This window comes from Halomonas aquatica, assembly GCF_040196335.1.
Lineage (GTDB): Bacteria > Pseudomonadota > Gammaproteobacteria > Pseudomonadales > Halomonadaceae > Halomonas > Halomonas aquatica.
In genome coordinates this window covers 417,163-440,484 of record NZ_JBEGCJ010000001.1, presented here as the reverse complement: position 1 = coordinate 440,484, position 23,322 = coordinate 417,163, and the positions used below count along the sequence as shown (strand labels likewise).

Genomic DNA, 23,322 nt, shown 5'->3' with positions numbered 1-23,322 from the left:
GCGGACCCGTCAGGTCAGTTCCAGCGGGACCTCGCCGGCCTCGAAGGCGAGCAGCCACTGCTTGCGGCCGATACCTCCGGCATAGCCGGTCAAGCCACCATCGCTGCCGATAACCCGATGGCAGGGCACCACGATGGCCAGCGGGTTGCGCCCATTGGCGGCTCCAACCGCGCGCTGGCCGCCCTTGCAGTTGAGCTGCTCGGCGATCTCGGCATAGTTGCGCGTCTCGGCGAAGGGGATGGTGGATAGCGCCGTCCATACCCGTTCCTGGAAGGAGGTGCCCTCGGCCGCCAGTGGCAGGTCGAAGGTCCGTCGGCGCCCGTCGAAGTACTCGGCGAGCTGGGTGATGGCGCGTTCCGTCAAGGAACTGGGCCGGGGCGCCTCGTCCTCGTTGTCGACGAAGTCGATCTCGGTGAGCCCGGTGTCGTTGGCGCGAAGGCGGATCAGGCCCAGGGCATCGGAGCGGGGCGGCCGGAAGTAGTCGAGTGCCTCGGTGCTCATCGTCTTGGCTCCAGGGTGGTGGGTGGAAGCCCTGCCTCGGGAAGCCCTTCCTCGGGAAGCCCTTCCTCGGGAAGAGCTTCCGGATGGCTCTTCCATGAGTGTATCGCATTGCGCTCCGCTGTCAGCGGGCGGCGGTCATGCTGCCGGCGAGTACCAGAACCGCCGCCATCGGCAGTCTCCAGTCCGGCGTGGTGACCCCGGCAATCACCAGGAATAGGGTGGCCAGCACCGGTACGGCGTGGGCCAGGTTGCCCAGCCGGTGAGCCTGCGGATCGCCGAGGGCGCGGTCCCAGGCGAGCATGGCGATGCCGTAGGGCCCCAGTCCCAGGGCGGCGGTGGCCAGCAGTGCCTGAGGCGAGGGCGGCTCGATTACCCCCTCCATCGCCAGACTGGCGACGCCGGTCATGACGCTGGCGATCAGCAGCAGATGCGGCATGCGCTCGCCGAGGCGATAGCCGGGGACCTGGCTTGCCAGCGAGAAGATCGCCCAGCACAGCGCCGCCACGAACGCCAGCAGGTAGCCGCCCCAGGCCCCTGAGAGGCCCCCCGACAGCGCCTGGGGCACCACCAGCAGGGCGGCGCCCGAGAAGGCCAGCAGGGTGCCGCCCAGGGTGGCCAGCGGCAGGCGCCGCAGCACGAGCCAGCGGTTCGCCAGCAGGAAGAGCACCGGCCAGGTGTAGGTGATCAGTGCCGCCTCGGCGGTCGGGACCCTGTCGAAGGCGACGAAGCAGGCGCCCACCGCCCCGGCCACCAGCAGCGCTCCCCCGGCGTGCACCGCCATGTTCTTCACCGCCTGATCCTTCACCTCTATGCCCTTCAAAACCGGGCCAGGCACTCCTCCGCCATGCCCCCGATCGCCTGCCGACTCGTGCCGATGCCTGCGGCTCGCCATGGGCAGGGTGCCCAGGGCACCGGCCAGCAACGCCAGGGCCGAGAGGCGCAGCGGCGGCAGTTCCCCGGCGGCGCTCACCAGCAGGGGGACCAGCGCCCATAGGAGCACGGCGAGACCGGCGGCGCCGGCGCCGTGCCAGTGGGAACGGGTGATGCGTAACGTATGGCTCAGCATGGTCGTGACCTCCCTGCCCGGTGAGTGACGACGGCATGCTATCCGGTCCATAATCATCACAAAATCAATCCTTATTGATGTATCTCATCAAGGATGGTGATGTCATGCGCGCCCCGACATTCGACCTCGGCCTGCTGCGGACCCTGGTGGCGGTCGCCGATACCGGCAGCGTCACCGCCGCCGCGCGGCGCCTTTCCTATACACAATCCACCGTCAGCATGCAGCTGCAGCGCCTCGAGAGTGCGCTGGGCCTGGTCCTGCATGAGCGGGAAGGGCGGCGGTTGCGGTTCACCGCCGAGGGAGAGCGACTGCTGGGTCATGCCCGCCGTCTGCTGGCACTCAACGATGAGGCGCTCGCCGACATGCGCACGCGCCGGGTCACCGGTGAGCTGAACCTGGGGATTCCCGAGGACTACGCCAGCCTGCTCACCTCGGTGTTCTCCTGGTTTCACCAGCTCTATCCCGAGGTGCGTCTGCAGGTTACCTGCGGCACCAGTGCCCACCTGATGGATCAGGTCCGCAACGATGAGCTGGACCTGGCGCTGGTAACCCGCCAGCGCCGTTCGCCAGGCGGCGAGATGATCCGTCGCGAGCCGCTTGCCTGGGCGGTGGGCTTGCAGCACCAGCCCTCGCTGACCGACCCGCTGCCGCTGGCGCTCTACTCCCCCGGGGCCGACCTGTTCCGGGAGGTGGCTGAACAGGCGCTGGCCGCCGCGGGCCGGGACTGGCGGGTGGCCTACATCAGCCAGTCCATGGCCGGCCTGGGCCCGGTGGTGCAGGCTGGCCTGGCCATCGTGGTGGTGACCCGCAGCATGCTGACGCCCCAGTTGCGTGCCCTGGACGAGGGCAGCGGCCTGCCCCCGCTACCGGCCGTGGAGCTGGCCCTGCACCGCGCCGCACGGCGGCCCACCGAGCCGGCCCGGCGCCTGGCCGAGCTGATCCGCGAGCAGCTCGCCCTCGGGGAGGGATGAGCACGGGTCGATAACCACAATTCCGAGCGATATACTCGGGTATTCATCTATCGGCTGTCGTGCGGCAGCCGCCGATCGGAGTCGCCATGTTTCCCGAGTTCACACTGCGCTATGCCCGACTGCCGGAACGCTTCTACCTGCACTTCGACCCCGTTCCGGTGAAGGCTCCGCGACTGGTGGCCTTCAACCGGCCGCTGGCCGAGCAGCTGGGCTTCGACCTGGCGGCCTTCGACGAGGCCCTCGATGAGGGGCAGGCCTCCGAGGCGTTCGCCGGCAATGCCGTGCCGGACGGCGCCGAGCCCCTGGCTCAGGCCTATGCCGGCCACCAGTTCGGCCACTTCAACCCCCGGCTGGGCGACGGCCGGGCCGTGCTGCTGGGCGAGGTGACCGATCGAGAGGGAGTCCTGCGCGATATCCAGCTCAAAGGCGCCGGTTGCACGCCCTTCTCGCGTGGCGCCGACGGGCGGGCGCCCCTCGGCCCGGTGCTGCGCGAGTACCTGGTCAGCGAGGCGATGCACACCCTGGGCATTCCCACCACCCGTGCCCTGGCCGCGGTGACCACCGGCGAGCGTGTCTTCCGCCGGGTGCCCGAACCCGGCGCCGTGCTGACCCGGGTGGCCTCGAGCCACCTGCGCGTGGGCACCTTCCAGTACTTCGCCGCCCGCGACGACGAGGAGGCCCTGCGCATCCTCGCGGACTTGACCATCGAACGGCACTATCCAGACCTCGCGGCGCAGCCCCCGGAGACACGCTACCTGGCGCTGGTGGAGGCCGTCCTGGCGCGCCAGGCCAGACTCGTGGCCGGCTGGATGGGGCTGGGCTTCATCCATGGCGTGATGAACACCGACAACATCTCGGTCGCCGGCGAGACCATCGACTACGGGCCCTGCGCCTTCATGGAGGCCTACGATCCCGAGCAGGTGTTCAGCTCCATCGACGAGGGCGGGCGCTACGCCTATCGCAACCAGCCCTGGGTCGCCCAGTGGAACCTGGCGCGCTTCGCCGAGACCCTGATCCCGCTGATCGATGACGATGCGGATCGCGCTGTGGAGCGCGCCACCGCGCTGATCCAGGCCTATCCCGACCGGTACGAGGCCGAGTGGCTGGCGGTGATGCGTGAAAAGCTCGGACTCGAGCAGGCAGAGGAGGGCGACCACGAACTGGTGGAGGCCTTCCTCGAGGCCATGAAGGCGGGCCAGGCCGACTTCACCCTCGCCTTTCGCACCCTGGCCGATGCCGTCGAGTCCGGCGCGGGAGAAGACCCGAGCAGGGGCGAAGGCGAGGCAGCGCTGCTGGGGCTCTTCGAGTCGCGCGAGGCCATCGAGGCCTGGCTGCCCCGCTGGCGCGAGCGACTGGCCCGGGAGGAGGTCGACCCGGCGGTGATCGCCGCGCGGCTGCGCTCGGTCAACCCGCTCTATATTCCGCGCAACCACAAGGTGGAGGAGGCCCTGGCCGCCGCGGTCGAGGGCGATTTCGCCCCCTTCGAGGCGCTGCGCGAGGTGCTGGCGCGCCCCTTCGAGGCGCAGCCCGGCCACCAGGCCTACGCCATGCCGGCCCCGGCCACCGAGGCGGTCTTTCGCACCTTCTGCGGGACTTGATCCCTCCCTGTTCTCCACAAAACGACGGCCGACACTGTCGGCCGTCGCGGATGATGCGCCGCAGTCACGAATGACGAGGCGTCACTCCGGCTGGAACACCATGATGTCCTCGCCCTTTGGTCCGATCTGGAAGACGAGGAACCTGGCGCCTTCATCACCGATTACGCGCCCGACCATCGGCTGGTCGGGCCGTTCATGGATCACCTCGCCCGCCGAGGCTCGTTGCGGCTCCTGCCCCTCGACATCGGCCTGGATGGTCCCCTCCAGGACATAGACGAAGACATGGCCCGGATGGATGTGGCGCTCGTAAACCTTCCCGGGCTCTTCCTCGAACAGGACGACGTTCGCCTCCATGCCCTCCATGCCTTCCAGATCCGTGGTGAGCAGCGAGGTGGGGTCGCCGACCGCGAGCATGGGCATGCCCAGCGCCACGACGAACGTCGAGGCGGCACAGGCGTTAGGGATGTTCAGGTTCATGATGGCCTCCCCCGTCTGGGAGACGGTAGGGTGTGTTGGATGAGCGGAATGCATCCAGGCCATGGAGAGAGGTGGGCCTGCTCGGACAGAAACTCTGTCCGGTCATGTCGCGAAGCCGTCCTGGGCCCGGCCTGCATTTCGGGGCGACAGCCATCTGTCGCCTTTCTTTGGAATAGACCGGTCCGGCAAGACGGTCAAGGCAGGCCTGGGGCACTGAGGACGCCCACGAAAAGAGGCCGCGCCGCCCGGATGGGCTGGCGCGGCCTGTGGGTCATGGACCTCGGTGTGCCGCCCCGGCCCCACCGCCTCGGCGGGTCCGGGAAAGGGCCTCACTCCAGGTCGAAGCGGTCGGCGTTCATGACCTTGGTCCAGGCGGCCACGAAGTCCTTCACGAACTTCTCCCTGGCGTCGTCCTGGGCGTAGGCTTCCGCCAGGGCGCGCAGTTGGGAGTTGGAGCCGAAGACCAGGTCCACGCGGGTCCCGGTCCACTTCACCTGGCCGGTCTTGCGGTCACGGCCCTCGAACACATCCTCGTCGGTTGCGGTCGGCTTCCACTCTGTCTCCATGTCGACCAGGTTGACGAAGAAATCGTTGGTGAGGGTGCCGGGACGGTCGGTGAGTACCCCGTGCTTCGAACCGCCCTGGTTGGTATCCAGGGCCCGCAGACCGCCCACCAGCACGGTCATCTCCGGGGCGCTGAGGCCCAGCAACTGCGCGCGGTCGACCAGCATCTCCTCGTCGGAGACGGTGAACCTGGCGCGGCGGTAGTTGCGGAAGCCATCGGCCTCCGGCTCGAGGGGCTCGAAGGATTCGGCGTCGGTATGCGCCTCGGTCGCATCGCCGCGTCCGGGCGAGAACGGCACGACGACGTCGACGCCGGCGGCCTTCGCGGCCTGTTCGATCCCGACATTGCCGGCCAGCACGATCACGTCGGCCACGCTGGCGCCGGTGTCGGCCGCGATACCTTCCAGTACTCGCAGCACCTTGGCCAGGCGCTCGGGCTCGTTGGCTGCCCAGTCCTTCTGGGGGGCCAGGCGAATGCGGGCGCCGTTTGCGCCGCCGCGCAGGTCGGAGCCACGGAAGGTCCGCGCGCTGTCCCAGGCGGTGGCGACCATGTCGCTGATAGAGAGGCCGCTGTCGGCGATCCGGGTCTTGACGTTATCCACGTTGTATCCGGTCTTGCCGGCCGGCACCGGATCCTGCCAGATCAAGTCCTCCGCCGGCACTTCCGGGCCGAGGTAGCGGACCTTCGGGCCCATGTCGCGGTGGGTCAGCTTGAACCAGGCGCGGGCGAAGGCGTCGGCAAACTCCTCCGGGTTCTTGTGGAAGTGCTGGGAGATCTTGCGGTATTCCGGATCCTCGCGCATGGCCATGTCGGCGGTGGACATCATGATCGGCACGCGCTTGCTGCCATCTTCCGGATCCGGGGCCATGTCACTCTCGGTGAGCCCCTTCGGCTGCCACTGGTTGGCACCTGCCGGGCTCTTGGACAGCTCCCACTCGTAGCCGAACAGCACGTCGAAGTAGCTCATGTCCCACTTCGTCGGGGTCGGCGTCCAGGCGCCTTCCAGGCCGCTGGTGGTGGTATCACGGCCCTTGCCACTGCCATGGCTATTCTTCCAGCCGAAGCCCTGGGCCTCGATGGGCGCGGCCTCTGGCTCGGGCCCCACCAGGTCCGGGTCGCCGGCGCCATGGGTCTTGCCGAAGGTGTGACCGCCGGCGGTCAGGGCGACCGTCTCGTAGTCATTCATCGCCATGCGCGCGAAGGTCTCGCGGATGTCCCTGGCCGAGGCCAGCGGGTCCGGGTGGCCGTCTGGACCTTCCGGATTCACGTAGATCAGGCCCATCTGCACGGCGGCTAGCGGGTTCTCGAGATCACGGTCGCCGGTGTAGCGGCTCTTCGGCTTGTCGCTGGTGGCCAGCCACTCTTCCTCGGCCCCCCAGTAGATGTCCTCTTCCGGGGCCCAGATATCCTTGCGCCCGCCACCGAAGCCGAAGGTCTTGAAGCCCATGGTTTCCAGGGCGACGTTGCCGGTAAGGATGAACAGGTCGGCCCAGGAGAGCTTGTTGCCATACTTCTGCTTGACCGGCCAGATCAGGCGGCGTGCCTTGTCCAGGTTGCCGTTGTCCGGCCAGCTGTTGATCGGCGCGAAGCGCTGGTTGCCGGTGGAGGCGCCACCGCGGCCATCGGCGGTGCGGTAGGTGCCGGCAGCGTGCCAGGCCATGCGGATGAAGAAGGGCCCATAGTGGCCATAGTCGGCCGGCCACCACTCCTGTGAGTTGGTCATCACGTCGGCCAGGTCCTTCTTGACGGCCGCGAGGTCGAGGGTCTTGAACGCCTTGGCGTAGTCGAAGTCCTCGCCCATGGGATCAGACGTCGGGCTGTGCTGATGCAGGATGCTCAGGTTCAGCTGGTTCGGCCACCAATCCTTGTTCATGTTGCCCCTGCCACCCATGCGCGTGTTGGAACCGTGCATCACCGGGCATTTGCCTGCTTGTTGTTCACCCATGTCGCTCTCCGATCGTTGCTGCATTGATGGATCTGTTCCGTATGGATAGACGACGTCTGTCCTGGAGGACAGTGTAGTCTTTCAGCTGGCGTCGTCAGTCTGGCCAATGACATCCGCCGTCATCACATCCTTTCACGCTACCCCGCGACGATTCACGGGTTCCAAGTGCCTTTTCCGACCATGCCGATAGTTATTTCATATCGGCAATCTTGCATGCATAAGCGAATGCCGTGTCGCCCCCCATGCTCGCTGTCATCTTCGCAGCAATCTTCACAGCAATCTTCACAGCAATCTACGCAGACACCTGCGCTGCCAAGGCGGCAGGCATGTCATTCCGCTCTTGGGGAATAAGATGTTGGGGAAGCCGCTGTTGGTGATGAAGAGGTTGGAGAAGGAAGATCGGGGATCACCAGTGCCCGGGTCTCGCCCATCAGGAAGGCGCGGTTGGCCTCCAGGGCCTCGCGCAGGAAATCCCACAGCAGGCGGACTCTCGCCAGGCGGCGCTGCTCCTGGCGGGCGGTGATCCAGAACTGGCGCACGATCTCCACGTCGTCATCCAGCACGTTCACCAGTTCATCCGAGGTGCTCGCCATGAAGCAGGGCAGCACGGCGAGCCCCGCGTCGTGGAGGCAGGCGGCATGCTGGGTGGTCACGCTGGTGCTGCGCATGGCGAAGTGCGGTCCGGGGCGGCCCACCACCGAGGGGTCGAGCAGGGGGTCCAGGTAGCTGAGCTGCTCGCTGAAGATCAGGTCATCGACATAGCCGACCAGCCGGTGCTCGCCCAGCTCGGGTAGCCGGGACGGGGTGCCGTGGCGGGCGAGATACTCTCGGCTGCCGTAGAGCCGCAGCCGGTAGTCGCACAGCCGCGAGATGACCAGCCCGGGGCTCACCGGGCGCTCCACGGTGATGGCGAGGTCCGCCTCGTGCCGGCTCAAGTTGACCACCCGGGGCAGGGCGAGCAGGTCCAGGGTCACCCCCGGATGGCGTTCACAGAAGGCCGAGAGCAGCGGGGCGATCACCCAGGTGCCGAAGCCCTCGGTCACGCCCAGGCGGATCTGGCCGCTGATCTGGTGGTTCTTGTCGGTGAGGCTCTCACCCGCCTCGAAGGCGTGGCGGGCCATCTCCTCGGCGTGGGCGAGTAGTTGCTGGCCGGCCTCGGTGAGGTGGTAGCCATGGGTGCTGCGCTCGAACAGCTGGGTGTTGAGCGCCTGCTCGAAGCGTCGGGTGCGCCGCGACACGGTGGAGTGGTCCAGCCCCAGGCGCCGGGCGGCATCGGTGAGCCGCTCGCTGCGCGCCACTTCCAGGAAGATCTGGATGTCCTGCCAGTCCAGCATGGGGCGTCTCCAACGGTCGCTGGTTGTGCGTAAATGCACAAGCAATGTGCCTGAGTGCCCGTTGTCACGCCATCCGACGTCTGTATAGACTCGAGAGCATCACGCTTCGTGTAATCATACACACAAAGTCTAATGTCCCGCCGGCCTGCCACCACGATCCCTCGCCGATCAAGACATGGCCGGGTCACTTCCGGCCGAGACATCATCCCCAATGACGTCACCAACAGCGACATTACCAACAGCGACATCACCAACAATCAGGCCGCACGAGCCACAGAGGAGCACGCCACCATGAGCCTTCGCGAAACCCCCATGTACATCGACGGCAAGCCCGTCCAGTCCCAGAGCCAGGAGTGGCGTGACGTGGTCAACCCGGCCACCCAGGAAGTGGTCGCCCGTGTGCCGTTCTGCACCGCCGAGGAGGTGGAGCAGGCCGTGGCCAGCGCCAAGGAAGCCTTCAAGACCTGGCGCAAGGTGCCGCTGGGCAAGCGCATGCGCATCATGCTCAAGCTCCAGGCGCTGATCCGCGATAACACCGACGAGCTGGCCGCGCTGATCAGCGAGGAGCACGGCAAGACCCTGCCGGACGCGGCCGGCGAGGTGGGACGCGGCCTGGAAGTGGTTGAGCACGCCTGCTCGATCACCTCCCTGCAGCTGGGCGAGCTGGCCGAGAATGCCGCCAGCGAGGTCGATGTCTACACCCTCAACCAGCCGCTGGGCGTGGGTGCCGGCATCACCGCCTTCAACTTCCCGATCATGCTGCCCTGCTTCATGTTCCCGCTGGCCATCGCCACCGGTAACACCTTCGTGCTCAAGCCCTCGGAGCAGGACCCGAGCTCTACCATGCGCCTGGTCGAGCTGGCCCACGAGGCGGGCGTGCCGGCCGGTGTGCTCAACGTGGTGCACGGTGGCCCGGACGTGGCCAACCAGATCGCCGATCACGCTGACATCAAGGCACTCTCCTTCATCGGTTCCACCCACGTCGGTTCGCTGCTCTACGACCGCGCCGCCGCCGCCGGCAAGCGCATGCAGGCGATGATGGGGGCCAAGAACCACTGCGTGGTGATGCCGGACGCCAACCGCAGCCAGGCCATCAACAACCTGCTGGGCTCCGCCTTCGGCGCCGCCGGGCAGCGCTGCATGGCCAACTCCGTGGTAGTGCTGGTGGGCGAGGCCCGAGAGTGGCTGGACGACATCGTCGAGGGCGCCCGCAACATGAAGGTCGGCCCCGGCACCCAGCAGGACGCCGACCTCGGCCCGCTGGTCTCCCCGCAGGCCAAGGATCGGGTGGAGCGCCTGATCGCCACCGGTGAGCCGGAGGGCGCCAAGTTGCTGGTCGACGGCCGCGGCTGCCAGGTGGAGGGCTACCCGAACGGCAACTTCGTCGGCCCGACCCTGTTCAGCGACGTGACCCCGGAGATGACCATCTACCGTGAGGAGGTCTTCGGCCCGGTGCTCTGCGTGCTCAGCGTCGAGACACTGGACGAGGCGATCGCCTTCATCAATGCCAACCCCAACGGCAACGGCACCTCGATCTTCACCAACTCCGGCTGGGTGGCGCGTCGCTTCGAGAGCGACATCGACGTCGGCCAGGTGGGCATCAACGTGCCGATCCCGGTGCCGGTCGCCTACTTCAGTTTCACCGGCTCGCGGGGCTCCAAACTCGGTGACCTGGGCCCCAACGGCAAGCAGGCCATCGCCTTCTGGACCCAGACCAAGACCGTCACCGCGCGCTGGTTCGAGCCTGAGAACGTCTCCAGCGGCATCAACAGCACCATCTCGCTGAGCTGATCGCGATCCGCTCTCGCTGGGCGGAGGTGCGTTGAGAAGCGCAGGGGCGGGCCGTTTGACAGTCTCACGGCCCCGACCCTAAATGTAGGGACCGCCGCCTCCCGGGTGGCGAGCTCAATCGACCCGACAACGACAAGACAAGAGGTGGAGAGCATGCCAAATCATACACGTACCATTCCCCCGTTACGGACGCTGTGCACCGCCGTGTGCCTGGCGCTCGGGCTCGGTGCCACGACGAGCGCCCAGGCCGAGGACCCGGTCCGCATCGGCGCCATCTACATCATGTCCGGTTCCCCCTCGGTCTACGGCCAGTTCGCCCAGCAGGGCATGCAACTCGCCGTGGACGAGATCAACGAGTCGGGCGGCATCCTCGACCGCGACGTCGAGTTCGTGCTGGAGGACAGCCAGATCAAGGCCGATGCCGCCATCCAGGCTGCCCGCAAGCTGGTCTATTCCGAGCAGGTGCACGCACTGATGGGCCTGGACAGCTCCGGCGTGGCCACGGGCGTCGTCCCGGTGGTGCCGGAACTGCAGCGGCCCTTCATCATCACCCACGCCGCCACCCCGGACGTCACCGGCAAGCTCTGCAACCGCTACACCTACCGGCTGAGCGTCAACATCAGCCAGAACACCAAGGCGGCCGCCGAGATCGCCGAGCAGACCGGCGCCAAGCGCTGGACGACCATCGGCCCGGACTACGCCTTCGGCCACCAGTCCTGGGAGTTCTTCGGCAACTACCTCAAGGAGCTCGACCCCGAGGTGGAGCTGATGGAGCGCACGGCCTTCCCGCGCTTCGGCAACGAGGACTTCACCCCCTTCATCAACAACGTCATGGACGCCGAGCCCGATGGCGTGCTGGTCTCGCTGTGGGGCGGTGACCTGGTCAACTTCATCCGCCAGGCCAACAACCTCGGCTTCTTCGAGCAGGACTTCGAGGTGCTGATGACCCTGGGCGGTGCCACCGAGGTGATGTCCGCGATGGGCAATGACATGCCCGAGGGAATCTGGGTCGGCACGCGCTACTGGTTCGCGGCTCATGACAACGACGTCAACAACGCCTTCGTCTCCGCCTACATGGAGCGCTACGGCAAGCCGCCGAGCTACAACGCCCAGGGCGCCTACACGGGCATCCAGGCCTACAAGGCGGCCATCGAGAAGGCCGGCTCCACCGACCCCGAGGCGATCACCGATGCGCTTTCCGGCCTGACCTTCCTGGCGCCCAACGGCGAGCTCACCTTCCGCGCCGGTGACCACCAGGCCGTGGTCGGCCCGACCTGGGGGCAGACCGCCGCGCTCAGCGAGGAGTACGGCGTGCGCATGCTCGAGCCGATGAAGACCTTCGACGGCGACCTGGTGACGCCCGACGTGTCCGAGACGGGCTGTTCGCTCTGACGACGACTGCCGGCCGCCCCTTTCGGGCGGCCGGCCTGCCTGACTGATCCAGCGGGGAGTCCACGATGCAGAGCTTTATTGCCGCGCTGCTGAACAGCCTCGACATCGCGTTGCTGCTGTTCGTCATTGCCGTCGGCCTCAACATCATCTTTGGCGTGCTGAACGTCATCAATTTCGCCCATGGCGCCCTCTACATGCTGGGCGCCTACTTCGCCTACACCGCGATGGGTCTGCTCGGTCTGTCGTTCTGGGTGGCGCTGGTGGTGGCCCCGCTGCTGGTGGCCGTGGTGGCGATCGCCATCGAACGGCTGATGCTGCGAATGGTCTACGACCGCCACATCACCGACAGCCTGCTGCTGACCTTCGCCCTGCTGCTGATCATCGACGAGTCCGTGCGGATCATCTGGGGGCCGTCCATCCAGGTGGTGGACCCGCCGGCGCTGCTCGCCGGGACCGTCTCCGTGCTTGGCGTCAACTACCCCCTCTATGGCCTCTTCGTGATCGCCATCGGGATCGCCATGATGCTGGGCCTGTGGCTACTCTTCACTCGCACCCGTCTGGGGCGCATCGTGCGCGCCGCGGCGCTGGACCGTGAAATGGCCCAGACCCTCGGGATCAACGTGCCCCTGGTGATCACCGGCGTGTTCGCCTTCGGTGCCTGGATCGCTGCCGTGGGCGGCGTGGTAGCCGCCCCCATGCGCGCCATCGGGCCCGCGATGGGCGAGAAGATCATCATCGAGTCGTTCATCGTGGTGGTGATCGGTGGGCTCGGCAGCTTCCCAGGCACCCTGCTCGGGGCACTGGTGCTCGGCTTCATCCACGGCTTCGGCGGGCGCTTCCTGCCCGAGATCAACCTCGTGCTGCCCTATATCGGCATGGCGCTGGTGCTGCTGATCAAGCCCCAGGGCCTGATGGGCAAGGGGGCAAGCGCATGACCACACGACTGATGATCTTCGGGGTGCTCGGGCTGGTCCTGGCGGCACTCTTCCTGCTGCCCTACGGCGTTTCCTACTTCTACATCTTCGTGGCCACCGAGATCCTGATCATGGGTCTCTTCGCGGCCAGCTTCAATCTGGTGTTCGGCTACACCGGCATGCTCTCCTTCGGGCATGCGGCCTTCTTCGGCATGGGCGCCTACACCACCGCGATGCTCTTGCTCCACCTGCAGGTTCCGCTGGTCTGGGCCCTGCTGGCCGCGATGCTGACCTCGATGCTGCTCGCCGCCGTGATCGGCTTCTTCTGCGTGCGGCTAAACGAGGTCTACTTCGCCATGCTGACCCTGGCCTTCGGCATGATGGTATTCGCCGTGGCCCACCAGTGGCGCAGCGTGACCAACGGCAGCGACGGCATCACTGGCTTTCCTCTCACCGAGTTCGGCCTGGGCCTCGATGTGCAGCTCGCCAACCCGCTGGTCTACTACTACGTGGTGCTGGTGGTGGTGGTGCTCGCCGCGGCGCTGCTCTACCTCATCACGCGCTCGCCCTTCGGCCTGATCCTCAAGGCCATCAGCGAGAACCCGGAACGGGTGGCGTTCTGCGGGCTTAACGAGCGGCGCTTCCGGCTGATCGCCTTCATCGTGGCCGGGCTCTTCGCGGGGCTGGCCGGCGGGCTCTTCGCCCCCTTCAACCGGGTGGCGAGCCCCGACATGATCCACTGGAGCCAGTCCGCGGAGGCCGTGCTGATGACCATCCTTGGTGGGTCGGCCTACTTCCTGGGTCCCTTCTTCGGCGCCATGGTGTTCGTGTTGCTGGAGACCTGGATCACCAGCTACACCGACCACTGGATGCTGTTCCTCGGCATCATCCTGGCGCTGATGGTGATGTTCTTCCGCCGCGGTATCCTCGGTACCGTGCTCGACCGGGTGCTGAGACGATGACCGAACCGCTGCTCTCGATCCGCGACCTGACCAAGACCTTCGGCGGCGTGCACGCCGTGGACGGGGTTTCCCTCGATGTGCGGCCGCGGGAGACCGTGGCCCTGATCGGTCCCAACGGCGCGGGCAAGACGACCTTCTACAACATGATCTCGGGGCGCATGATGCCGACCTCGGGGAGCATTCACTACGATGGCGACGAGATCACGGGGCTCCCGCCGCACCGCATCAGCCGGCTGGGCATCTCCCGCTCTTTCCAGATCACCAACATCTTCCAGGAGCTCTCGGTGCGCCAGAACGTCGAGGTCGCGCTGACCGCCTTCCACGGCAAGGCGCTCGCGATGCTGCGCCTGGCCTCCCGTGACCGTGAGATCATCGACGAGGCCCATGGCCTGCTCGAGCGGCTGGGGCTCGAGGCCCTGGCGGAACAGCGGGCCGGGGTGCTCAGCTATGGCGACAAGCGGCTGCTCGAGATCGCCATCGTGCTGGCGACACGCCCCCGCCTGGTGCTGCTCGACGAGCCCACGGCGGGCATGACCCCGGAGGAGACCCGGCACGTCACCCACCTGATCCGCAAGCTGGCCGACTCCGGCGACTACACCTTCCTCGTCACCGAGCACGACATGAGCGTGGTGTTCGGCCTGGCCGACCGCATCCTGGTGATGCACCGCGGCCAGCGGTTGGCGGAGGGCACGCCCGAGGAGATACGCAACGACCCCGAGGTGAAGCGCGCCTATCTCGGCGAGGAAGAAGAGGAGGCGGCATCCTGATGCTGAAAGTCGAGGATATCCACACCTATTACGGCGAGAGCCATGCCCTGCAGGGCGTGAGCCTGGAAGTCGAGGCCGGTGAGGTCGTCTGCCTGCTGGGGCGCAACGGCGCCGGCAAGAGCACGACGCTCAAGAGCATCATGGGCGTCACGCCGCCGCGCAGCGGGCGGGTGATGTTCGAGGGTCAGGACATCCGTGGGCTGCCGGCCCACCGGATCGCCCGGCTCGGCATCGCCCTGGTCCCGGAGGACCGGCGCATCTTCCCCGGGCTCAGCGTCTACGAGAACCTGGAGGTCGCGATGCAGCCCGGCCACGCCGGGGAGCTGCGCTGGACCCCGGAACGTGTGCTCGACACCTACCCGATGCTCGCGGAGCTCCGCGACCAGGACGGCGCCACCCTATCCGGCGGCCAGCAGCAGATGCTGGCCATCGCCCGGGCGCTGGTCACCGAGCCGCGCCTGTTGCTGCTCGACGAGCCCAACGAGGGGCTGGCCCCGGTCATCGTCCAGCAGATCGGCGAGCTGATCGACGACCTGGCGAGCACCACCACCATCCTCTTCACCGACCAGAGCGTGCCCTTCGCCCTGCGCCACGCCAGCAAGGCCTACATCCTGCAGAAGGGACAGGTCGCCTATGCCGGCACCACTGCTGAACTTCGCGAGAACCCCGAGTTGCAGGAGCGCTATCTCTCGGTCGCCTGAGCAGGGATGAACGCTAATATCGAAGGGATCATGGCCAATGATCAGACGTTGACGTTAACTGTTGGGTAGCCCGAGACAACCACCACAACGTCAGGAATCATCATGTCCGCACCGATCAGCCGTTTCGCCATACCAGAATCGATCCAAGACCTTCCGGACGACATCCGCGACGCCATGCTGGCGGTTCAGGAGAAGGCTGGCTTCGTGCCCAACGTCTTCCTGATGCTGGCCCACAGGCCGGCCGAGTTCCGGGCCTTCTTCGCCTACCACGATGCCTTGATGGAGCGAGAGTCAGACACGCTCACCAAGGCCGAGAAGGAGATGATCGTGGTGGCCACCAGCGCCCGCAACCGCTGCCTCTATTGCGTGGTGGCCCACGGTGCCCTGGTGCGCATCTACAGCAAGGATCCGCTGCTCGCCGACCAGGTGGCCATCAACCACCGCACCGCCACCATCAGCGAACGCCACCGTGTGATGCTGGACTTCGCCCTATACTGCGGCCTGGAAGTGGGGGAACTCACCGACGAGTGGGAGGCGCGCCTGAAAATGGTCGGCTTCACCCACAACGACATCTGGGACATCGGCGCCATCACCGCCTTCTTCGGCCTCTCCAACCGCCTGGTCACCCTGACAGGTACTCCTCCCAACGAGGAGTTCTACCTGATGGGGAGGGTGCCGAGGGAGAAGTGAGGAGCAAGCCTGATACATTCCCGGTGGATCTGGAACGAGGCTGACAACCTGAAATGATGCCTAGATGGCATGTGGGAGAAACAGCCTCTTTAGGTAGCGGTTTTGCTGAATTGTAAATACAGCTCTGCGGGTAGGTGTCAGTCAGCCTGACTTCTTGGTGGTTCGGGGGGCCATTCCTGATACTGATTGACTGCAGTGATCATGACAGGAATGTCGGACAGCTCATCCTTACAGTGCTTGAAGCCGCATTCCCATACGACCAAGACGCGCCAGCCGAGGTCGGACAGTTCTTTCCTATTTCTTTCATCCCTCATGACGTTTGCGTCGAACTTAGCTTTCCAGAATTCTGGTCGTGCGTGTGGTGTGGTGGCGTAGAAGCAGTCGCGGTGGCGGTGCCAGAAACAGCCATGAACGAAGATGGCGAGTCGGTGTTTTGGCAGCACAAGGTCGGGCTTACCAGGTAAGCCCTTTTTATGGAGTCGAAAACGAAACCCGGCCGCGTGCAAAAAACGCCTGATGACTATTTCAGGCTTCGTGTTCTTGCTCTGAATACGAGACATGCAGTAACTGCGCTGCTCTGGTGTCAGCACGTCTCGTTCTGGTGGTTGATCAGAATTCACACATTCTCAAATTCATCGTTGATGTCAATGGTCTGTTCCTCGCCAAATTCGAGCATTGCCGGGTCCACAGAAACACTGTCACTACGTACCCCGTCCGGTAGTGTCTCGAGGCTTTTGATAATGGTATTGGAAAATTCTTTCATGGGTGCTGAAACTCGGAGTCTGGCAAAGCCCTCCTTAACCTCATAAAGGCGATAAAGAAGATATGCTTTATCTGAATAAGCCATTTCCAGCAACTCACCAAGAGAGATATGAACGGGATTGGTAAAGGGGCCGGCTGTGGATTTTGCATCAATCAAATGACTTGCTTCTCCAGGCATTGTGCACTCGAAGTCGTGAGGCGCGATCGCATTTTCCTGAGAAATCCAAGTGTATTTGGTCACCTCGCCCTGTGACTTGAGTGATTCCAGGTGTAAGTTCAAGACTTCTTCACCTAGTCGACCGATAGCTTCAGCAGCCTGGATGGCTTTTCTCAGTTCTTCCTCGGATACTCCCCTTGCCTTTCGACGCTTGCGAAGGTTGCCGACCCCAGCTTGGCCGCCCAGGGCCGCATCTTCGAGGTCAAAGGCATCTAGGAAATCTCGTACGGCGTGTGACTCAGGAAGATCGGAGCCTGCAGAATTTACGATATTTTCGAGATCCGAGATTTGAAGCTGAACCATACTTTTGGTCTTGAATCGGCTCTCCAGCTCTTTGTGGAGAACCATGTCCTCTTCTGATCCTTGCGATACCATAATCATTCTCATGGAAGTTGGCATCGCTGCGCCCATGAATTCTATAATGGCGTAATCATCGGCTTGTAAATTTGCGTAGCGTTCCTCACCATCTGGGGATTGAATAACTTTACCATTCAGGCGCCAGTTCTTGGAGGCTCTGCTTTTTATGATCTTCTGCGGCAGCGTGTTTTCTCCACAGTTTCCCGGCCCTAGAATTGTCAAATTCAGAATGAACGATTCCCGGTTCTGCTCCTCACCTAGTTCGGCAAGGTGAGGGTAAAATATATCTTCAAAAATATCCTTGTTTAAATTTATCGATTTCTGATTTCCGGCTTTAATTACTCTGAAGTGATAATCAAAAATCGTCAGGTCAGACCGTGTCAGCTTTTTTAGCGCGATTCTTCTCGACATCTGTAACAGTCCCTGTTAATTGCTCTTTGATTTTCTCTGCCAATGCTCTGGCCATAAGCGGCGGTACCGCATTTCCGATCTGACGGAACGCGGGGTTCATCGGCCCCTGAAAAATAAAGCCATCCGGGAAGGACTGTAGGCGAGCGGCTTCCCGAACTGAGATCGTCCTTGCTTGCCGGCTGTCATAATGAATATGCGAATAGCTGTCCTTGCCTAGGTGCGCCATCAGAGTGCGGGCAGGTTGATCGGACTCCATTTTCCGCCATTTGTTCGGGAACTTCCCTGGATCGTAGGGCGGAATAAAGTTCTTCTTCTCTTTTTCAAACCGAGCAGACCCTTCCGAAGGGCGTTTCCCTTCCACGCGCTCAATTTCGTTAAGACGTTCCTCAAACATCTCAGAGGCAAGGCGAAATGCCTGGGGATACTGATCTCCGGGCTTCATGCGCGCAAATATTTTGTAATCGCGAGGCAAGTATCGGATGACGTGGTCATATACCCCTTCTCCGGCCTCGAAGTCGGGCCAGTGACGCATCGCTCTCTGAAATTCGTTAAGACGTGCGCTCTGCGAGTAATGGGTCAACAAGTCAAAGCGGCGCGGCCCTTTCTTCAGTTTCTGCTCCGAGTCGTCTGCGATGGGGGCGAGGTCGGATAAGGCCTGTTTCGCGGTTACCGCCGGTTTGAAACCGGCAGGCTCAGGCTCAGGTGGATCAACGAAAAAACGAGTCTCGTCATCAAGCAAGTCCTGCTTGATGGTTTTCATCGCCACTTGACGAGAACCATGATAACCCCGTGGCAGGTTGATCCAGTGACTGGGATCCGGGAACCAGTCTGTACACGACAGTTCCTTACGGAAGGCGACAAGGAACATGCGCTCACGCATTTCCGGCACTCCGTAGAAGACGGCGTTGAGCATAGTGTAACGAGCGTCGTAACCTAGGTCTCGAAGGGCCTCGCACACTTCTTCCGCGATGTTATGCCCGCCGTAGTTAAGAACATCGGGCACGTTCTCCATCAGGATCGCCACAGGTGACAGTTCCTGAACATAGTGCAGATAGCGGAGGTACAGGTTGCCTCTGGGATCATTGAGGTAGGCTTCCGGGTGCTCAGCCACTTCACGCAACTTGGCACGTCCCACCCGAGCGAAGGATTGGCAGGGTGGTCCGCCGACAACTACATCGACATGTTCAGTGGGATCACCTTCCAGGCCAAACTCCCTCAGGAGGTCAACGGGTTCGGTTTGCACGATATCTCGTGCCTGCCCGTGAACTTCTTTCATGGTGTCACTGGCATCGCGATGAAAGTTCATCGCGTGGGATCGCGCGGCAGCCGGGTCAAATTCCACAGCACCGACGTTTTTGAAGCCAGCTGCCTGAAAACCTAGGGAAATGCCGCCACAGCCAGCGAAAAGGTCCAGTACTCTGGGGGCCTCACCATCACGCAGGCGTTGAATTTTCTGCTGAATAGTCATGCTCATGGAGCTTGCCACCGAGTCTTGGTTGATCCCCCAACCGCGGCCGGACACCGTCGGAGGATGGTTTTCTGTCAGCTAGGCTTCGCGCAGACCGCAAATCCGGGGATGGTACCACCTGCCGAGTAGCCGAGCACATTGCCTTGAGAGGGTGCAGGTTCCGGATTCCGGGAGCCTGGAGACAGCGAGTAGCCTCCTTGTCTTTCCAACTCGCAATGTTGTTTTTTTATACAGTATTAAGGATGGGGCACCAAGCTGAAAATTTCCACTTTTTGGAGAAGCAGACAAGAGCGTCAAAAGACAAAGCAGCTCACTGGTCAGGTGGCCATCAACCACCGCACCGCCCCTATCAGCGAACGCCACCGCGTGATGCTGGACTTCGCCCTCTACTGCAGCCTGGAGGTGGGGGAGCTCACCGACGAGTGGGAGGCGCGCCTGGAAACGGTCGGCTTCACCCACGACGACATCTGGGACATCGGCGCCATCACCGCCTTCTTCGGCCTCTCCAACCGCCTGGTCACCCTGACCGGCACCCCGCCCAACGAGGAGTTCTACCTGATGGGTAGAGTGCCGAGGGAGAAGTGATGAACACGGTCAGTTAGGTTAGGATTGCCTTCGACCTGCCAAGGGGCAGGTCCCACAATCCATTCACTTGTCGCCAGGGGAGTCCCGCCGCATTCGTGCAGGCGAGGGCTGAGAAAGCATCACGCTGACCCTGGAACCTGATCCGGTTCATACCGGCGGAGGAAGTGCGACATGCCCTACCTGACGTCTGCCGTGCTCGGCGCGGCGCTGCTGTGCTTTGCTTTCCTGGGCCTCAGGGCCCGCCGGGCCGATGGCCCCCTCGATGACTATGTCACTGCGCGCAACTCCCAGGGGGCCCAGTCGCTGGGCCTCTCCTTTCTGGCCTCCGGGATGGGCGCCTGGATCCTCTTCGCTCCCCCCGAGATCGGCGCCTTCGTCGGCCCGCTGGCGCTGGCCGGCTATGCCATCGGCTCGGCGCTGCCGTTCATCGTGCTGGGGCTCTACGGTCCGGCGATCCGCCGCCACCTGCCGGAGGGGCGCAGCATCGGCGCGTTTGCGGAGGCCTGCTACGGCGCCGGGGTGCGGCGCTGGGTATCGCTGGTCTCGGTGCTCTACATGGCCTGCTTCCTGGCCGCGGAGCTCACCGCCATCGGGGCCATCACCGCGCTGCTCTCCGACGTGCCGCCGGCGCTGGTGGTCATCGGTGTGGCGGTCGCCACGCTGCTCTACACGGCGGTGGGCGGCCTGCGGGCGAGCCTGGCCACCGACCGCTGGCAGGCCTGGCTGCTGATGGCGCTGCTGGCGGTGGTCGGGGGCGTGGCGCTCATGCGCCTGCCCGAGATGCCGGCGGGCGCCGCGCTGCCGTCGATTCCCGCCGGCAGTGCCCTCGCCGTGGCACTGACCCTGGTGATCGCGGTGACTGCGGCGAACCTCTTCCACCAGGGCTACTGGCAGCGGGTGTGGGCGGCGCGCGATGATCGCGCCCTGGGTCGCGGCGCCTGGCTGGGCGGCGGCGTCACCGTGCTGGTGGTGATGGCGGTCGGCGGCCTCGGCATGCTGGCGGCCATGTCCGGCGTGGCGCTGGGCGAGCCGCCGATCCCCTTCTTTGCGCTGCTCTCGGAGGCGCCGGGCTGGCTGGCTCTGCCGGCGCTGGTGCTGGCGGTGACCCTGGTCGCCTCCAGCGTGGACACCCTGCAGAACGGCATCGCCTCGCTGGTAGTGGCGGGCTCCGGGCGGCGCGGGTTCTCCCTCGGTGCGGCACGCTGGGTCACGGTGGCGCTGATGTTGCCGGTAGTGGTCGTGGCGCTGCAGGGGCTCTCGGTGCTGCGGCTGTTCCTGATCGCCGACCTGCTCTGCGCGGCCATCGTGGTGCCGGTGCTGCTGGGGCTCTGGTCGCGGATGGGCGCCACGGCCGCGGTGGCCGGTGGCGTGGCGGGCATGCTCGGCGCCATCCTGCCCGGCTGGGTGGCCCAGGGTAGCCTCCAGGCGGGTGTGCTGGCGGCGAGCTTCCCCGGCAGCATCCCGACCCTGCCACCATTCCTCGGGGCGCTCGCCGCCTCCACCCTGGTCAGCCTGTTGATCGCCGGGCTCAGGCCGGCGGGGAGGGCGCATACCGCCTGATAGAGTTGTCAGGCCGGGCCAGGCGGGGCACTCTCTGGGGGCAATCATCATCGACCAGAGGAGACCGCCCCATGTCTGATACGCCAGAGGATCCACGTCGTCGCCATTCCGCCACCGTGGTGGATGGCGTCGGCAAGTCCGCCAGCCGCGCGATGCTGCGGGCGGTGGGCTTCACCGACGAGGATTTCAAGAAGCCCCAGGTAGGCATTGCTTCCACCTGGAGCAACCTCACCCCCTGCAACAGCCATATCGACGGTCTGGCTCGCGAGGCCAGCGACGGCGCCGATGCGGCCGGCGGCAAGGGGGTGATCTTCAACACCATCACGATCTCCGACGGCATCGCCAACGGTACCGAGGGCATGAAGTACTCGCTGGTGTCGCGGGAGGTGATCGCCGACTCCATCGAGACGGTGGCCGGCTGTGAGGGCTTCGACGGCCTGGTGGCCATCGGCGGCTGCGACAAGAACATGCCGGGTTGCGTGATGGGCCTGGCGCGGCTGGATCGTCCCAGCGTCTTCGTCTATGGCGGCACCATCCTGCCCGGCAGCGGCCACACCGACATCGTCTCGGTGTTCGAGGCGATGGGCGCCTACAGCCGCGGCGACATGGACCTGATCGAGGTGAAGCAGATCGAGGAGACGGCGATCCCCGGCCCCGGCTCCTGCGGCGGCATGTACACCGCCAACACCATGGCCTCGGCCATCGAGGCGCTGGGCATGAGCCTGCCGGGCAGCTCGGCACAGAACGCCATTTCCCGCGAGAAGCGTGACGACTGCCATGCCGCCGGCCAGGCGGTGCTCGAGCTCCTGGCGCGTGACATCAAGCCCTCGGACATCATGACGCGGGAGGCCTTCGAGAACGCCATCACCGTGGTGATCGCGCTGGGCGGCTCCACCAACGCGGTGCTGCACCTGGTCGCCATGGCCAGCACCATTGGCGTCGAGCTTTCACTGGATGACTTCACGACCATCGGCAAGCGGGTGCCGGTTCTCGCCGACCTGCGCCCCAGTGGCCACTACATGATGAGCGAGCTGGTGGCGATCGGTGGCATCCAGCCGATGATGAAGATGCTGCTGGATGCCGGCCTGCTCCATGGTGACTGCCTGACGGTGACGGGCAGGACCCTGGCCGAGAACCTAGCGGGAGTGGCGCCCTATGACGAAGGCCAGCAGATCATCGCGCCGCTGGACAAGCCGGTGAAGCTCGAGAGCCATCTGCGCATGCTCTACGGCAACCTGGCACCGGAAGGGGCGGTGGCCAAGATCACCGGCAAGGAGGGCACGCGCTTCTCCGGCAGTGCCCGAGTGTTCGGCTCCGAGGAGGAGGCCCAGGCGCGCATCAACGACGGCACCGTGGTAGCCGGCGACGTGGTGGTGATCCGCTATGAGGGGCCGAAGGGCGGCCCCGGCATGCGCGAGATGCTCACCCCCACCTCGGCGATCATGGGCCGTGGGCTCGGTAGCGAGGTGGCGCTGATCACGGATGGGCGCTTCTCCGGCGGAAGCCACGGCTTCGTGGTGGGCCACATGACGCCCGAGGCCTTCGACGGTGGTCCCCTGGCGCTGGTGGAGGATGGTGACCTGATCACCATCGACGCCGAGGCCGATACCATCGACGTCGACCTGCCCGACGAGGAACTGATGCGCCGCCGCGCTGCCTGGCAGCCGCCGGTACCGCGCTATACACGCGGGGTGCTGTCGAAATACGCCAGGACGGTGAGCTCGGCCTCCACCGGGGCGGTGACCGACCTGCCGGAATGACGTTTCACGACGTCCCATGACCTCTGCCGGTTGTCCGCTTCGGATGACCGGCATGCGACTTCTGCTTCGCGTGGAAACCGCCTCCCCCCGCGGAGGCCTCCCGTGCCACGCCCATGATCCGCCTGCTGCCTCCTGTCCTGGCGATGTGCCTGGAGGTGGTGGGGCTTTCGGCATGAGCTATCCTTTTGTCAAGGAACGTGTCAAGGCGCGCTTGATCAGGGTATCGCCGGTGCCTGGCGAGGTGTTTCGGATGGTCGTGTCTGACATCGAGCGTGTGGTGGACGACCCTGGTTGACGACTGTGATGGACGACAAGGAGTCGCATCATGACCGAGCACGACACGCCACCGCCTGTACCTGAGAAGGATCTCGCCTCTCGTTTCCCGACCGCATTCACCATTCTTTTCGGCCTGGCCATCGGTCGGGTGTCCTACGACCGATGGATCGCCTTCATCTGGCCGCTGCTGGTGCTGACCCTGTTCATCAGCGTGGTCATCAGTATCGGCACCCTGTTCTGATGCCCTGTCCT

20 protein-coding genes, 1 pseudogene and 1 riboswitch are annotated in these 23,322 nt (G+C 64.8%); of the genes and pseudogenes, 13 read left to right on the top strand and 8 right to left on the bottom strand.

All coding sequences use genetic code 11. The annotated features are described in order from the left end of the window. Positions 1–9: 9 nt before the first annotated feature. Together ABE960_RS01995 and ABE960_RS01990 are read right to left on the bottom strand one after the other, a co-directional pair. Positions 10–501, bottom strand: a complete 492-nt coding sequence (locus ABE960_RS01995; protein WP_349760542.1) for a methylated-DNA--[protein]-cysteine S-methyltransferase — start codon at positions 499–501, stop codon at positions 10–12. Positions 502–622: 121 nt separating this feature from the next. Further along, entirely contained in the window at positions 623–1,567 is a 945-nt protein-coding gene (locus tag ABE960_RS01990) for a DMT family transporter (protein ID WP_349760541.1), read from the bottom strand. Positions 1,568–1,671: 104 nt separating this feature from the next. Here ABE960_RS01990 and ABE960_RS01985 point away from each other — a divergent pair, with 104 nt between their 5' ends. Next, on the top strand, positions 1,672–2,538 hold the full coding sequence (locus tag ABE960_RS01985) for a LysR substrate-binding domain-containing protein (RefSeq protein ID WP_349760540.1): 867 nt from the start codon (positions 1,672–1,674) through the stop codon (positions 2,536–2,538). An 86-nt stretch (positions 2,539–2,624) separates the two neighbouring features. Further along, on the top strand, positions 2,625–4,136 hold the full coding sequence (locus tag ABE960_RS01980) for a protein adenylyltransferase SelO (protein ID WP_349760539.1): 1,512 nt from the start codon (positions 2,625–2,627) through the stop codon (positions 4,134–4,136). 81 nt (positions 4,137–4,217) lie between these two features. Here ABE960_RS01980 and ABE960_RS01975 read toward each other — a convergent pair whose 3' ends face one another. The 3 genes from ABE960_RS01975 to ABE960_RS01965 form a co-directional block, all read right to left on the bottom strand. After that, positions 4,218–4,613, bottom strand: a complete 396-nt coding sequence (locus tag ABE960_RS01975) for a cupin domain-containing protein (RefSeq protein ID WP_349760538.1) — start codon at positions 4,611–4,613, stop codon at positions 4,218–4,220. A 329-nt stretch (positions 4,614–4,942) separates the two neighbouring features. Then, on the bottom strand, positions 4,943–7,123 hold the full coding sequence (gene katG / locus ABE960_RS01970; protein ID WP_349760537.1) for a catalase/peroxidase HPI: 2,181 nt from the start codon (positions 7,121–7,123) through the stop codon (positions 4,943–4,945). Positions 7,124–7,452: 329 nt separating this feature from the next. Beyond that, positions 7,453–8,457 carry a LysR family transcriptional regulator gene (locus ABE960_RS01965; protein ID WP_349760536.1) on the bottom strand — a complete coding sequence of 335 codons (1,005 nt, stop codon included), beginning with the start codon at positions 8,455–8,457 and terminating at the stop codon, positions 7,453–7,455. Between the two features lie 291 nt (positions 8,458–8,748). On the opposite strand from ABE960_RS01965, the gene ABE960_RS01960 reads away from it, so the two are divergent. From ABE960_RS01960 to ABE960_RS01930, 7 genes are all read left to right on the top strand, one after another. After that, complete coding sequence (locus ABE960_RS01960; protein ID WP_349760535.1) at positions 8,749–10,248, top strand: CoA-acylating methylmalonate-semialdehyde dehydrogenase; 1,500 nt, start codon at positions 8,749–8,751, stop codon at positions 10,246–10,248. A 153-nt stretch (positions 10,249–10,401) separates the two neighbouring features. Next, a complete protein-coding gene (locus tag ABE960_RS01955; protein WP_349760534.1) occupies positions 10,402–11,640 on the top strand; it encodes an ABC transporter substrate-binding protein in 1,239 nt (412 codons plus the stop codon). A gap of 65 nt (positions 11,641–11,705) precedes the next feature. After that, positions 11,706–12,575, top strand: coding sequence for a branched-chain amino acid ABC transporter permease (locus ABE960_RS01950; RefSeq protein WP_349760533.1), 870 nt, complete (start codon positions 11,706–11,708; stop codon positions 12,573–12,575). Beyond that, positions 12,572–13,516 (top strand): branched-chain amino acid ABC transporter permease, encoded by a 945-nt coding sequence (locus ABE960_RS01945; RefSeq protein WP_349760532.1) that lies wholly within the window; start codon positions 12,572–12,574, stop codon positions 13,514–13,516. Before ABE960_RS01950 ends, ABE960_RS01945 begins: the two co-directional genes overlap by 4 nt. Next, a complete protein-coding gene (locus ABE960_RS01940) occupies positions 13,513–14,283 on the top strand; it encodes an ABC transporter ATP-binding protein (RefSeq protein WP_349760531.1) in 771 nt (256 codons plus the stop codon). Before ABE960_RS01945 ends, ABE960_RS01940 begins: the two co-directional genes overlap by 4 nt. Next, complete coding sequence (locus ABE960_RS01935) at positions 14,283–14,984, top strand: ABC transporter ATP-binding protein (RefSeq protein WP_349760530.1); 702 nt, start codon at positions 14,283–14,285, stop codon at positions 14,982–14,984. The genes ABE960_RS01940 and ABE960_RS01935 overlap by 1 nt, the downstream gene beginning before the upstream one ends. A gap of 102 nt (positions 14,985–15,086) precedes the next feature. Next, on the top strand, positions 15,087–15,674 hold the full coding sequence (locus ABE960_RS01930; protein WP_349760529.1) for a peroxidase-related enzyme: 588 nt from the start codon (positions 15,087–15,089) through the stop codon (positions 15,672–15,674). Between the two features lie 137 nt (positions 15,675–15,811). Here ABE960_RS01930 and ABE960_RS01925 read toward each other — a convergent pair whose 3' ends face one another. The 3 genes from ABE960_RS01925 to ABE960_RS01915 are packed head-to-tail and all read right to left on the bottom strand — an operon-like array spanning position 15,812 to position 18,895. Beyond that, positions 15,812–16,264 carry a very short patch repair endonuclease gene (locus ABE960_RS01925; protein ID WP_349760528.1) on the bottom strand — a complete coding sequence of 151 codons (453 nt, stop codon included), beginning with the start codon at positions 16,262–16,264 and terminating at the stop codon, positions 15,812–15,814. A gap of 26 nt (positions 16,265–16,290) precedes the next feature. Further along, the gene (locus tag ABE960_RS01920; RefSeq protein ID WP_349760527.1) at positions 16,291–17,421 is read right to left on the bottom strand and encodes a hypothetical protein; all 1,131 of its coding nucleotides are present in this window, start codon (positions 17,419–17,421) and stop codon (positions 16,291–16,293) included. Then, positions 17,381–18,895, bottom strand: coding sequence for a DNA cytosine methyltransferase (locus ABE960_RS01915; protein ID WP_349760526.1), 1,515 nt, complete (start codon positions 18,893–18,895; stop codon positions 17,381–17,383). The genes ABE960_RS01920 and ABE960_RS01915 overlap by 41 nt, the downstream gene beginning before the upstream one ends. A 303-nt stretch (positions 18,896–19,198) precedes the next feature. On the opposite strand from ABE960_RS01915, the pseudogene ABE960_RS01910 reads away from it, so the two are divergent. The 4 genes and pseudogenes from ABE960_RS01910 to ABE960_RS01895 all read left to right on the top strand — a co-directional run. Beyond that, positions 19,199–19,474, top strand: a pseudogene (locus ABE960_RS01910) (carboxymuconolactone decarboxylase family protein); the annotation flags it as partial. 65 nt (positions 19,475–19,539) lie between these two features. After that, positions 19,540–19,656, top strand: a riboswitch (TPP riboswitch). After that, positions 19,646–21,034 (top strand): sodium:solute symporter family transporter, encoded by a 1,389-nt coding sequence (locus ABE960_RS01905; protein WP_349760525.1) that lies wholly within the window; start codon positions 19,646–19,648, stop codon positions 21,032–21,034. Its footprint overlaps the riboswitch before it by 11 nt. A 71-nt stretch (positions 21,035–21,105) precedes the next feature. Next, positions 21,106–22,794, top strand: a complete 1,689-nt coding sequence (gene ilvD / locus ABE960_RS01900; protein ID WP_349760524.1) for a dihydroxy-acid dehydratase — start codon at positions 21,106–21,108, stop codon at positions 22,792–22,794. 325 nt (positions 22,795–23,119) lie between these two features. Next, a complete protein-coding gene (locus ABE960_RS01895) occupies positions 23,120–23,311 on the top strand; it encodes a hypothetical protein (RefSeq protein ID WP_349760523.1) in 192 nt (63 codons plus the stop codon). The last annotated feature ends 11 nt before the right edge of the window (positions 23,312–23,322 follow it).